The organism is Micromonospora sp. URMC 107, from assembly GCF_051386315.1.
Taxonomy (GTDB): Bacteria; Actinomycetota; Actinomycetes; order Mycobacteriales; family Micromonosporaceae; genus Micromonospora.
In genome coordinates this window covers 1-11,413 of sequence record NZ_JBPQTK010000162.1, presented here as the reverse complement: position 1 = coordinate 11,413, position 11,413 = coordinate 1, and the positions used below count along the sequence as shown (strand labels likewise).

Below are 11,413 nucleotides of genomic sequence, written 5' to 3'. Positions count from 1 at the left end.
GGGCCGGGGGTTCGGCGGCGTACCAGGGGCGGCCGGGGAAGACGACGACGCCCTCGGCGGCTGCGGCGGCGGTCAGCGCGACGTCGTCGGCGCCCTCCGGCAGGCGGGCCCAGAGGTGCAGGCCGCCGCGCGGGACCGGCTGCCGGGCGAGCTCCGGGAGGTGCCGGCGGAGCGCGGTCAGCAGCGCCTCGCGACGGGTGCGCAGCGCGGTGCGCAGGGCGCGGCGGTGCCGCGTCCAGGCCGGGGCGGTGACGAACTCGAGCGTGGCCTGTTGCAGTGGGCCGGCGACGAAGAAGTCGTCGAGCAGCCGGGCCGCCCGCAGCCGGGCGCCGGCCGGGCCACGGGCGCCGATCGCGGCGACGCGCAGCCCGGGAGCGGTCGACTTGGTCAGCGAACGCAGGTAGACGACGTGCCCGTCGGGGTCGTCGGCGGCCAGCGGCGGCGGGGCCTGGCCGTCGATGGTGAGGTCGCGGGCGTAGTCGTCCTCGATCAGGAACGCCCCGGCGTCGCGTACGGCCTCGGCGACCCGGGCCCGGCGGTGGTCCGCCAGTGTCGCGCCGTGCGGGTTGGCGTACAGCGGCTGGCAGTAGAACAGCCGGGCGCCGGTGCGGGCGAACGCGGCGGCGAGCTGGTCGGGCCGTACGCCGTCGGCGTCGGCGGGCACGGGCACCACCCGGAGGCCGGCCGCCCGGGCGGCGGCCAGGGCGCCCAGGTAGGTCGGCGACTCGACGAGCAGGGTGTCCCCGGGCGTGGCGAGCGCCCGTAGCGCGGACGACAGCGCGGCCTGTCCGCCCGGGCAGATCACCATGTCCTCGGCGCGCAGCCCGGCCCCGGCCTCGCGGGCGAACCAGGCGCGCAGGTCCTCGCGCCCCTCGGCCGGCCCGCGCTGCCAGGACGCGGGCTGCCGGGCGGCGCGGGTGAGCGCGGCACCGAGCGCGGCGGCGGGTTGCAGGTCCGCGTCCAGGTAGCCGCCGGAGAGCGGGATCGCTCCGGCGGGCGGTAACGCGAGTAGCGCCTGCATCTCGTCCTCGCCCGGCCGGCGGGGGCCGAGCGCCACGGTCTGCCACGACAGGTCGGGCACCCGCCACTCGCGCGGTGGGGCGGCCACGAAGGTGCCCCTGCCGGACCGCGTCTCGACGAGCCCCTGGGCCACCAGCTGCCGGATGGCCTCGGCGACGGTCACCGGCGAGGCCTGGTGCCGGGCGGTCAGCTCGCGCACCGAGGGCAGCCGCGTGCCGGGATCCGCGCCGGCCGCGAGCGCACGCAGATCTTGGATGACGCGGTCGGCTGCGTTACCGTCATTCATGAACGGGAACAGTAGCGCTACTGTCAGGACCACGGTAACGGCGGACCGGACGATCGGTCTCGCCCTCGGCGCGCTGGGCGTGCTCGCCTTCAGCATGTCGCTGCCCGCCACCCGCGTCGCCGTGCAGCAGCTCGACCCGTGGTTCGTCGCCTTCGGCCGGGCCGTCGGCGCGGGGCTGCTGGCCTGGGCGTACCTACGCCTCACCGGCGCACCGCGGCCCACCCGCGGCCAGTGGCGGCGGCTGACGATCGTCGCCCTGGGCGTCGTCGTCGGATTCCCGCTGTTCACCTCGTTGGCGCTCATCGCCCAGACCTCAGCGCACGGCGCGGTCGTCATCACCGTGCTGCCCGCCATGACCGCCGTGTTCGCGGTGCTGCGGGCCGGTGAGCGACCGCCGCCGCTGTTCTGGGTCGCGAGCGCCGGCGGGCTGCTGGCGGTGCTCGCCTTCCTCGGCGCCAGCGGCGCGGTACGCGGTGCGCTCTCCCCGCCTGACCTGTTCCTGCCCGCGGCGGTGGTGCTCTGCGGCCTGGGCTACGCCGAGGGCGGCGCGCTCGCCCGCGAGCTGGGTGGCGCCCGGACGATCTGCTGGGCGTTGCTGCTCTCGCTGCCGGTCACCGTTCCCGTCATGGTCGTCGCCGCCGTGGCCGCCGCTCCGCACGCCGACGCCGTCGCCTGGTCGGCGTTCGGCTACCTCACCCTGGTCTCCATGTTCCTCGGCTTCTTCGCCTGGTACGCGGGCCTGGCCCGGGGCGGCATCGCGCAGGTCGGCCAGATCCAGCTCGCGCAGCCGGTGCTCACCCTGGTCTGGTCGGCGCTGCTGCTCGGCGAGAGCGTCACCCCCGCCTCGATCGCGGCGGCGCTGGCGGTGCTGGCGTGCGTCGTGCTGATCCAGCGCACCCGCGCGAGCGCGCCGGCGTCCGCGGTGGAAGGGGCCTGACGGGTCCACAATTCCGGCGCCGGTGGGTGCCCCGGTGCCGGCGGCGGCTGCGCCCGCCGGCCCGGCCGGGGGGCGCTCCCGGATCGGTCAGGCCAGCGCGGCGAGGGCGGCGAGCAGCCGGTCGACGTGCCCGGTCGTGCTGCCCAGGCCGATGCTGGCGCGCAGGGCGGTCGGCGGCAGGTCCCGCCGGCCGCTGCGGGCGGCCGCCTCGCCGAGCAGCCGCCGGACCAGCGGGTGGGCGCAGAAGAGGCCGTCGCGCACCCCGATGTCGTACGTCGCGGCCAGTTCCGCCGCCACCTCCGCCGAGTCGCGGCCGGCCACCACGAACGACACGATGCCCACCCGGGGCGCCGCCGGCCCGAACGTACGCAGCTCCAGCACGTGCGGCAGGGCCGCGATGCCCTCGCGTAGCCGGGTCAGCAGGGCCTGCTCGGCGTCGTGCAGGGCGGCCCGGTCGGCGTCGGCCAGGGCGGCGCAGACCGCCGCCAGGGCGACCGCGCCGAGCAGGTTCGGCGTACCCGCCTCGTGCCGGGCCGGGCCGGCCGCCCACCGTACGTCGTGGGTGGCCGCACCGACGTGGCTGGTGGCGCCCCCGCCGGCCAGGTACGGCGGCGCGGCGTCCAGCCAGTCCGCCCGCCCGACGAGCACCCCCGCGCCGAACGGCGCGTACAGCTTGTGGCCGGAGACGGCGAGGTAGTCGACGTCGAGGGCGGCGACGTCCACCGGCGCGTGCGGGGCGAGCTGCGCGGCGTCCACCGCGATCCGGGCCCCGTGCCGCCGGGCCACCCGGGCCAGCTCGGCCACCGGCCAGCGCTCGCCGGTCACGTTGCTCGCGGCGGTCACCGCGACCAGCACGGGCGGGCCGTGCCCGGCCCCGGGGCGCGCGGGCCCCGACCCGCCCGGCCGGCGCAGCTCGCCGAGCGCCGCGTCCAGCGCGCGGACCGCCCCGGCGGGGTCCCCGGGCACCGGCAGCCGGACCGAGCCGCGCGGCCAGGGCAGCAGGTTGGCGTGGTGCTCCCCGCCGAAGGTGACCACCGTGGTGCCGGCGGGCAGCGCCCGGGCCAGCAGGTTCAGCGCGTCGGTGGTGTTGCGGGCGAAGACCACGTGGTCCTCGGCGCGGGCGCCGAGGAAGTCGCCGACCGTCTGCCGGGCGCGTTCGTAGGCGAGGGTGCAGCGCCGCGACAGCGCGCCCGCGCCGCGGTGCACGCTGGCGTACCAGGGAAGCAGCTCGGCCACCGCGTCGGCGGCGACCCGCGCGCAGGGCGCGGTGGCCGCGTAGTCCAGGTTGACCTGGCCGGGCACGCCGAGCACGTCGAGCGGCGCGGCGACGGCGGGCGGCCGCGGCGCGGGCGGGGGTACGAGGGTGACGGTCACGGCCGACCTCCGGGTCCAGGGACCCCGGGTGGGCACACGGGCGGGGTCCGCGCTTGCCCGGCACGCGGATCGGGCCGGGCCCGGTCATCACCCGGGGCACCCCACCGCGAACTCGACGAGGGTTGCCGGCCAGCAAGCCGGGGCTTGACGCTGGCGCTCGTGACCTGCCGGCAGCATAGCGGGGTGAATGCGGCCGGACCAGCCGGCCGGGGGTGGCTACGCTGACCGCATGGCCGACACCCCGCCCGGCGCACCCCTGCCGCCGTCGCCGACCGCGCCCGCCGTCCCGCCGCCGGGCGGGGCCGGGCCCCGGATGCCGTTGCGTCGGCTGGGTTGGCGCCGGTTCCTGGTGCTGGCCGGGACCGTCCTGTTCATCGCGGCGTGCGCGGTGTTCATGGTCTTCACCCTGGGCGAGAACCTCGGCGTCGAGGCCCTGCTGATCGGCGTGGTGGCCGCGATCCTCCCGGTTCCGGTGCTGGTGGGCTGTTTCCTCTGGCTGGACCGCTACGAACCGGAGCCGCTGAAGTACCTGATCTTCTGCTTCGCCTGGGGCGCGTTCGTCTCCACCGCGGCCTCGCTGACCGTCAACGAGTTCTCCGCCGGGCTGTTCGAGGACCGGGGGCTGCCGACCGCGCTGACCGCGGTGCTGGTCGCGCCGTTCATCGAGGAGCTGACCAAGGCCCTCGGGCCGATCCTGCTGCTGATCTTCCGGCGGCGGGAGATCTCCGGGATCACCGACGCCCTGGTCTACTGCGGGCTCTCCGCGATCGGGTTCGCCATGGTGGAGAACATCCTCTACCTGGGCGGCTACGGCTACGCCACGGGCGTGGAGCGGTACGGGCCGGCGACCGGCACGCAGCAGGTCATCGCCATCTTCATCGTCCGGATCCTGCTCTTCGGCTTCGCCCACCCGCTCTTCACCTCCATGACCGGGGTCGGGCTGGGCATCGCCGCGCGCGCCGCCAGCCGGGGCGTCCGGGTGCTCGCGCCGCTCGCCGGCCTGCTCCTGGCGATGATGCTGCACGGGCTCTGGAACCTGCTGCCGACGCTCACCCAGGCCACCGGCCAAATGTTGATCATGCTGTACGGCTTCATCGGCGTGATGGTGCCGGTCTTCTTCGGCATGGTCGGGCTCGCCGTCTGGCTCCGGGCCTGGGAGGGGCGGCTCACCGAGCGGACCCTGCCCGACTACGTCCGGGCGGGCTGGCTCACCCCGCCGGAGGTGGCGGCGCTGAGCAGCCTGGGACGGCGGCACGCGGCCCGGGTGTGGGCCAAGCGGGTGGCCGGCGACGGCGGGCTGAAGGCGATGCGCGGCTACCAGTTCGCGGCGACCCGGCTGGCGCTGCTGCGCGACGGCGCGCTGCGCGGCCTGGACCGACGCCCGGCGGACCGGGAACGGACCGCGCGGGAGGAACGGGAGTTGCTGGAGGCGATCGGCGCGTACCGGTCGTTCTTCGTGGGCCGGGATCCGCAGGCGCCGGCCGGGATCTGGGACGGGCACCGCTACCACCTGCGCTTCCCGGACGGCACGCAGCGGTCGGTCGAGGCGCCGGACGAGCCCGTCGTGCCGATCCCGGTGGTGCTGGTCCCGCCGCCGCCCCCGGTGCACCCGGCCGGCTTCGGCCCCCCCGGCTGGTACGGCCAGCGACCGCCGGCGCCGTGGCCTCCCGGCCACCCCTGACGCGTACGCCGGCCACCCCCGACCGGGACCGGGGCCGCCTCGTGAGGTCGGCCCCGGTCCGTCAGGTCATCAGGCTGGTGAGGAAGTCACCGAGGCCCTGCGCCATCGCCATCAGCCCCGCCCCGATCGCCTTGAACATCTCCGCCGCGCCGTCCGGCCGGAAGGCCATGAAGTAGATCAGGAACGCGACGCTCCCCCAGATCAAGAGCTTCTTCACGAATACCGGCATCGTCCCTCCCCAGGGCCGGTGGTGCGGCTGGCTTCCCGGCCGGGGACGACGCAAACGGCACCGACGCCCTCATCCGGGCGGGGCGGGGCGGGGGAGGGCTCAGAGGTAGAGGCCGGTGGAGTCGTTCTCCACCCGCTCGGCGGCCACGGCGTGCACGTCGCGCTCGCGCAGCAGCACGTACCCGCGGCCGTGCAGCTCGACCTCGGAGCGGTCGTCGGGGTCGAAGAGGACCCGGTCGCCCGAGACGATCGCGCGCACGTTCGGCCCCACCCCCACGGCGGTGGCCCAGGCGAGGCGCTTGCCCACGGCGGCGGTCGCCGGGATCACGATGCCGGCGGTCGAGCGTCGCTCACCCTCGCTCCCCTCCATCCGCACCAGCACACGGTCGTGCAGCAGGCGGATCGGCAGGCCGGAGTCGAGATTCTGGTCGGCGGTCACGCCGGAAACGCTACCGTGTCCCGGTCGGCGGGCCGTGGGCGGTTACGCGCCGGGGGCCGAGGGCAATGTGTGGCGGACCTGCCCTACGGTGGCGTCGTCGGACATGTCCTGTCCGCCCACCGGCGTGGGCGGGCCGGTTCTCTTGCCAGGAGGTGCGCTTGAGCCGCTTCGAGCAGATACGCGGACGGCTCCGTCGCGCGTACGAGTCGGGCCGGGAGTCGGTGCGCGCCCGTCGCGCGGACCCGGCCGACGACCCCGAGCCGGCCGGCGTGGCCTCGCCGACGTCCCCGGGCCCGGCGGCGGCCCCGTCCGCGACCGTGGTCGGCGCCCCACCGCCCGGGGCGGTGCACAACTCCACCGCCAGCCGCGACGACGCGGACGTGCCGCACGCGCTGCGGATCGCCGCCGCGTGGTCCTGGCGGCTGATCGTGATCGGCGTCGTCGCCTGGGCGCTGCTGAAGATCGTCGGCACCGTCCGGATCGTGGTCATCCCGCTGGCCGTCGCGCTGCTGCTCTCGGCGCTGCTCGCGCCGGCGGTCGGCTGGCTGCTGCGGGCCCGCTTCCCCCGCTCCCTGGCGACGGCGGTGGTGCTGGTCGGCGGCCTGGCCGGGGTCATCGGCACGCTGACCCTGGTGGTGAACGAGTTCATCCAGGGCGTGCCGGAGCTGAGCAAGAAGTCCTCGGAGGGCGTCCGGCAGATCCAGGACTGGCTGAAGACCGGCCCGCTGCACCTCTCCGACGGCCAGCTCGACAACTACATCGACGAGGGCCAGAAGTGGGTCAACAACAACACCGAGAAGTTCACCAGCGGCGCCCTCTCCACGGCCGCCACGCTGGCTGAGGTGTTGACCGGCACGCTGCTGGTGCTCTTCGCCACCTTCTTCTTCCTGCGGGACGGCAACAAGATCTGGCGCTTCCTGGTCCGGCTGCTGCCGGTGGCCGCCCGCTGGAAGGTCGACGACGCCGGGCGGGCGTCGTGGGCGACCCTGGTCGCCTACGTGCGGGCGACCGTGCTGGTCGCCTTCATCGACGCGGTCGGCATCGGCGTCTTCCTGGTCATCTTCGACATCCCGTTCGCCTTCCCGCTCGCCGCGCTGGTCTTCCTCGGGGCGTTCATCCCGATCGTCGGGGCGACCCTGTCGGGCGTCGTCGCGGTCCTGGTCGCGCTGGTCGACAGCGGCCCGGTGACGGCGCTGATCATCCTCGGCGCGGTGATCGGCGTGCAGCAGGTGGAGGGGCACCTCCTCCAGCCGCTGATCATGGGCCGGGCGGTGGCCATCCACCCGCTCGCGGTCATCATCGGCATCGCGGCCGGCGTGGTCCTCGCCGGGATCACCGGCGCGCTGGTCTCGGTGCCGCTGATCGCGGTGCTCAACACGGCCGTCCGCCGGCTCGCCGCCCGCACGGTCCCGGACACCCCGCCCGACGCCGTCGTCGTCGCCTCCCAGGCGCCCTGACCCGACCGCGCGGCCACGATCCGCGCAGCGCACCGAGAGGGTGGCCTCCCGAGCCGGGGAGGCCACCCTCTCGGCGTGCGGATCCCGGGCCTGCCGCGTTCCGGGCCACCTGCCGGGGCCCGGCCGACACGGCGGCGGCCAGGTCGGCGTGCCCCGGACGGGGCGGGTGAGCGGCGCGTCGCGGGCCTGGCTGGCGGGGGCGCGGTCAGGTCTTGGCGAGGCGTTCGAGGGCGCCGCGGGCGACCTCCGGCCGGGTGGTGTACCAGAACGGCGGGAGCGACCGGCGCAGGAACGGCCCGTAGCCCCGGGCGGTCTCCAGGCGCGAGTCGAGCACCGCCACCACGCCCTTGTCGCCCGTCGACCGGATCAGCCGCCCCACCCCCTGGGCCAGCCGGATCGCGGCGATCGGCACGCTGACCGCCGCGAAACCCGACCCGCCGCCGGCGTCCACCGCCGCGGCCCGCGCTGCCGCCAGCGGCTCGTCCGGCCGGGGGAAGGGCAGCCGGTCGATGACCACCAGCTGGCAGGAGTCGCCCGGCACGTCGACCCCCTGCCAGAGCGACATCACCCCGAACAGGCAGCTGGACTTCTCCTCCCGGAACCGGCGTACCAGCAGCGGAAGCGCCTCCTCGCCCTGGAGCAGGACCGGCAGGTCGGTCCGCGCGCGCAGCAGCTCCGCCGCCTGCTGCGCGGCCCGTCGGGAGGAGAAGAGGCCGAGGGTACGCCCGCCGAGCGCGGTGACCAGCGTGAGTAACTCCTCGCCGGCCGCGTCGGGCAGCCCGGAAACGCTGGGCCGGGGCAGGTGCGCGGCGACGTACAGGATGCCCTGCCGCCCGTAGTCGAACGGCGAGCCGACGTCGAGGGAGCGCCACCCCGGCCCCGAGGTCGCCGGCGCCCCCGCCGGGCCGGTCGCCGGGGTGGCCCCGGCGGCTCCGGTCCCGTCCGCCGGCCCCGTGCCGCCGGTGCGCCCGGCGGACCGGGCGGCCAGGGCGGCGGCGGCCGGTGACGGCGGGTCGGCCGGGGGCGCCTCCAGGCCCAGCGCCCGGGCCACCGTGTCGAACCGGCCGCCCAGCGTCAGCGTCGCCGAGGTGGCGACCACCGTGCGCTCCTCGTACAGGTGGGTGGCGAGCGTGCCGGCGACCGAGAGCGGCGCGACCACCAGCGCCCGGCGGCCGGTGTTGTCGTTCTTCTCCACCCAGGCGACGTCGTGGTCGGCCTCCTCCAGCAGCCGCTGCGCGGTCGCGGAGAGCTCGTCGAGCACCGCCTTGGCCTGCTGCTTGCGCACCGGGTCCGGGTCGTCGGACTTGACCTCGCCGATCGCGTCGAGCGCCGCCCGGGTGGCCGCGTCGAGCAGGGTGCACGCCTCGCGCAGCGGGGCCGGCAGCCCCGAGGTGATCCGCCCGGCCGGCGCCTCGGCCAGCCCGACCGCCAGGGCGTCGCCGGCCGCGGTGAGCGACTCGGCGGTCTCCGGCCGCAGCAGCGGGCGGGCCCGCTTCGCGGAGCGGTCGATCAGCTCCGGCACCAGCTCGGCCTGGGCCGCCGAGGAGACCCGGTCGGCCAACTCGTGCGCCTCGTCGACGATGAGCAGCTTGTGCGGCGGCACGATGTGCCGGCCGGCGAGCATGTCCACCGCGAGCAGGCTGTGGTTGGTGACCACGATGTCGGCCTCCCGCGCGCGGGCCCGGGACGCCTCGGCGAAGCACTCCGCGCCGAACGGGCAGCGGGACGCGCCCACGCACTCCCGGGCCGGCATGGAGACCAGCCGCCAGGCCTGGTCGTCGACGCCCGGGTCCAGCTCGTCGCGGTCGCCGGTGTCGGTCTTCTCCGCCCAGTCGCGCAGCCGCTGTACCTGCTTGCCGAGCCGCCCCGCCTCGCCGAGCCACCTGGTGCCGCCGCCGGCGGGGCGCGCGGCCGGGGCGTCGAAGAGGGTGTCCTCCGGTTCGTCCTCCGTGGAGTTGTCCAGCCGGGCCAGGCAGAGGTAGTGGTGCCGCCCCTTCAGCACCGCGAAGGTGGGCCGCCGGCCGAGCACCGGCTCCACGGCGTCGGCGAGCCGGGGCAGGTCGTGGTCGACCAGTTGGGACTGCAACGCCAGGGTGGCCGTGGAGACCACCACCGGACCGTCCACAGTCAGCGCGGGCGTCAGGTAGGCCAGCGACTTGCCGGTGCCCGTGCCGGCCTGCACCAGCAGGTGCTCCCGCGCCTGCACGCACTCCTCGATGGCGGTCGCCATCTGCTGCTGGCCGGGACGCGCCGCCCCGCCCGGCACCGCGCCGACCGCGGCGGCGAGCAGCTCCACCCCGCTCGGCCGGGCGCCCCGCCGCCGGCCTCCGGTGCGGGGCGAGGGGGCGGCGGAACCGGTGGCGAGGCGCGGAGTCACCGTGCGACGGTACCCGCCGTCCCCGACACCGGCCGCGCCGATCCGGGCGTGGCGTCGTCACGGTACGGTCTCCCGCCGACCGCGTCCGGTTACTTCCGTGCGGCGACGGATGGGCGGTATCGGTTAGGGTGCGACTCATGCCGAGCGACGTGGTCCGCGTGATCTACCGCAAGTACGACGGCAGCGCGCACCGTGACTACCCGGCCCGCCGCCTGGCCGAGGACGACCTCGGCGTCTGGCTCGGCGTGACCGAGGGCACGAAGTCCGTCTACCACGGCCGGCCGTCGGTGGAGCAGATCCCGTTCGTCCTCCTGGTGCCGCACCACGCCTGGTGGACCGGCATGTTCAACCCGCCGCCGCGCACCAGCGAGGTCTACTGCGACATCGCCAGCCCGGCCCGCTGGGAGAACGACGACACCGTCCACCTCATCGACCTCGACCTGGACGTGGTGCGCCGCCGGACGACCGGCCTGGTGGAGCTGCGCGACGAGGACGAGTTCGCCGAGCACCGCGCCCGCTTCGGCTACCCGGACGAGGTCGTGACGCAGGCCGAGGCGGCGGCCCGGTGGCTCCTCGGGGCGCTGGACGACGGCACCGAGCCGTTCGCCACGTCGTACCGGAAGTGGCTCGCCCTGGTGGTCTGACCCCGCGGGCACCGGCCCGGGGCGTCACCAGCGCGGCGGCCAGCCGTCCTCGGCCGCCAGCGGCGGCAGGCCGCCCAGCTTCTCGGGGTTGAGCTGGTGGAAGACGCCGGTCACCCGGCCGCCGTCCACCGCGAGGGCGGCGACCACCCGCAGCGGCCGACCGTCGGAGTGCGGGGTCTCCAGGTGCAGGCCCTCCACGCCGTCGACCAGCACCCGACGGGCACGCAGCGTGCCGCCGTACCGGCCGGCCCGGCCGAACAGGCCCAGGACGAAGCGGGCCACCGCGTCGGCCCCGACGACCGGGCGCCGGGCCGCCGGGAAGTGGCCGCCGCTGTCGCCGATGGCGACCACGCCCGGGGCGAGAACCCGCACCAGCGCGTCCAGCTCGCCCGACTCGACGGCGGCCACGAAGGCGGCGAGCACCCGCCGCTGCTCGGCCACGTCGGCGGTGTGCCGGGGCGCGTCGGGCGCGTGCACCGTCCGGCGGGCCCGGGAGGCGAGCTGGCGGGCGGCGGCGTCGGTCGTACCGAGCACCTCGGCGATCCGGGAGAACGGCACGGCGAAGACGTCGTGCAGCACGAACGCGACCCGCTGCTCCGGCGCGAGCCGCTCCAGCACCACCATCAGGGCGGTGCCGACCTGGTCGGCGCGGACCGCCCGCTCGGCGGGGTCGGGCGCGAAGCCGTCGAGGCGCGAGCCCTGGTCGAGCGGCGTCACCACCGGCTCCGGCAGCCACTGGCCGGGGTACGCCTCCCGCCGCACCCGCGCCGAGCGGAGCACGTCCAGGCAGATCCGGGCGCAGGTGGTGGTGAGCCAGGCGCCGAGGTGCCGGATCTCGGCCCGGGCCGCGGGGTCGGCCAGCGCGGCGGCGTACCGCAGCCAGGTCTCCTGCACGGCGTCCTCCGCCTCGCTGCGGCTGCCGAGCATCCGGTGGGCCACCGCCCCCATCCTCCCGCCCCCGCCCCCGCCC

At 76.4% G+C, this 11,413-nt stretch carries 9 protein-coding genes, 2 pseudogenes and 1 riboswitch; of the genes and pseudogenes, 4 read left to right on the top strand and 7 right to left on the bottom strand.

Going from position 1 to position 11,413, the window contains the following annotated elements; all coding sequences use genetic code 11:
* Positions 1 to 1,306, bottom strand: a 1,306-nt coding sequence (locus ACSNN9_RS25440) for a PLP-dependent aminotransferase family protein (protein WP_436675734.1), incomplete at its 3' end; no start/stop codon positions are given.
* Between ACSNN9_RS25440 and ACSNN9_RS25435 the strand changes: the two genes are divergently transcribed.
* Positions 1,305 to 2,243, top strand: coding sequence for a DMT family transporter (locus ACSNN9_RS25435; protein WP_436675733.1), 939 nt, complete (start codon positions 1,305 to 1,307; stop codon positions 2,241 to 2,243). The two genes, ACSNN9_RS25440 and ACSNN9_RS25435, sit on opposite strands and share 2 nt — an antisense overlap.
* Positions 2,244 to 2,330: 87 nt before the next feature.
* Here the strand turns inward: ACSNN9_RS25435 and ACSNN9_RS25430 are convergent, their stop codons facing one another.
* Positions 2,331 to 3,617: an aminotransferase class V-fold PLP-dependent enzyme gene (locus ACSNN9_RS25430; RefSeq protein ID WP_436675732.1), complete on the bottom strand. Its 1,287-nt coding sequence runs from the start codon at positions 3,615 to 3,617 to the stop codon at positions 2,331 to 2,333.
* A 44-nt stretch (positions 3,618 to 3,661) separates the two neighbouring features.
* A riboswitch (SAM riboswitch) is annotated at positions 3,662 to 3,782 on the bottom strand.
* 22 nt (positions 3,783 to 3,804) lie between these two features.
* Here ACSNN9_RS25430 and ACSNN9_RS25425 point away from each other — a divergent pair.
* Entirely contained in the window at positions 3,805 to 5,298 is a 1,494-nt protein-coding gene (locus ACSNN9_RS25425; RefSeq protein ID WP_436675731.1) for a PrsW family intramembrane metalloprotease, read from the top strand.
* 61 nt (positions 5,299 to 5,359) lie between these two features.
* Here the strand turns inward: ACSNN9_RS25425 and ACSNN9_RS25420 are convergent, their stop codons facing one another.
* On the bottom strand, positions 5,360 to 5,527 hold the full coding sequence (locus ACSNN9_RS25420) for a hypothetical protein (protein ID WP_357877655.1): 168 nt from the start codon (positions 5,525 to 5,527) through the stop codon (positions 5,360 to 5,362).
* Positions 5,528 to 5,626: 99 nt separating this feature from the next.
* Complete coding sequence (locus ACSNN9_RS25415) at positions 5,627 to 5,965, bottom strand: GroES family chaperonin (RefSeq protein ID WP_088998164.1); 339 nt, start codon at positions 5,963 to 5,965, stop codon at positions 5,627 to 5,629.
* Between the two features lie 158 nt (positions 5,966 to 6,123).
* On the opposite strand from ACSNN9_RS25415, the gene ACSNN9_RS25410 reads away from it, so the two are divergent.
* Positions 6,124 to 7,422 carry an AI-2E family transporter gene (locus ACSNN9_RS25410; protein WP_436675730.1) on the top strand — a complete coding sequence of 433 codons (1,299 nt, stop codon included), beginning with the start codon at positions 6,124 to 6,126 and terminating at the stop codon, positions 7,420 to 7,422.
* A 205-nt stretch (positions 7,423 to 7,627) separates the two neighbouring features.
* On the opposite strand, the pseudogene ACSNN9_RS25405 reads toward ACSNN9_RS25410, so the two are convergent.
* Both ACSNN9_RS25405 and ACSNN9_RS25400 read right to left on the bottom strand, forming a co-directional pair.
* Positions 7,628 to 8,326, bottom strand: a pseudogene (locus ACSNN9_RS25405) (ATP-dependent DNA helicase); the annotation flags it as partial.
* 120 nt (positions 8,327 to 8,446) lie between these two features.
* Positions 8,447 to 9,867: pseudogene (locus tag ACSNN9_RS25400) on the bottom strand (ATP-dependent DNA helicase); the annotation flags it as partial.
* 69 nt (positions 9,868 to 9,936) lie between these two features.
* Here ACSNN9_RS25400 and ACSNN9_RS25395 point away from each other — a divergent pair.
* A complete protein-coding gene (locus ACSNN9_RS25395; RefSeq protein WP_357877664.1) occupies positions 9,937 to 10,443 on the top strand; it encodes a DUF402 domain-containing protein in 507 nt (168 codons plus the stop codon).
* A 24-nt stretch (positions 10,444 to 10,467) separates the two neighbouring features.
* Here ACSNN9_RS25395 and sigJ read toward each other — a convergent pair whose 3' ends face one another.
* The gene (gene sigJ / locus ACSNN9_RS25390; protein WP_436675735.1) at positions 10,468 to 11,391 is read right to left on the bottom strand and encodes an RNA polymerase sigma factor SigJ; all 924 of its coding nucleotides are present in this window, start codon (positions 11,389 to 11,391) and stop codon (positions 10,468 to 10,470) included.
* Positions 11,392 to 11,413: the final 22 nt, after the last annotated feature.

What these genes read in the sequence shown, in the direction of transcription:
- ACSNN9_RS25395 (WP_357877664.1), top strand. Translation starts at nt 9,937, where the DNA reads ATGCCGAGCGACGTGGTCCGCGTGATCTACCGCAAGTACGACGGCAGC.
- ACSNN9_RS25435 (WP_436675733.1), top strand. Translation starts at nt 1,305, where the DNA reads ATGAACGGGAACAGTAGCGCTACTGTCAGGACCACGGTAACGGCGGAC.
- ACSNN9_RS25420 (WP_357877655.1), bottom strand. Translation starts at nt 5,527, where the DNA reads ATGCCGGTATTCGTGAAGAAGCTCTTGATCTGGGGGAGCGTCGCGTTC.
- ACSNN9_RS25425 (WP_436675731.1), top strand. Translation starts at nt 3,805, where the DNA reads ATGCGGCCGGACCAGCCGGCCGGGGGTGGCTACGCTGACCGCATGGCC.
- sigJ (WP_436675735.1), bottom strand. Translation starts at nt 11,391, where the DNA reads ATGGGGGCGGTGGCCCACCGGATGCTCGGCAGCCGCAGCGAGGCGGAG.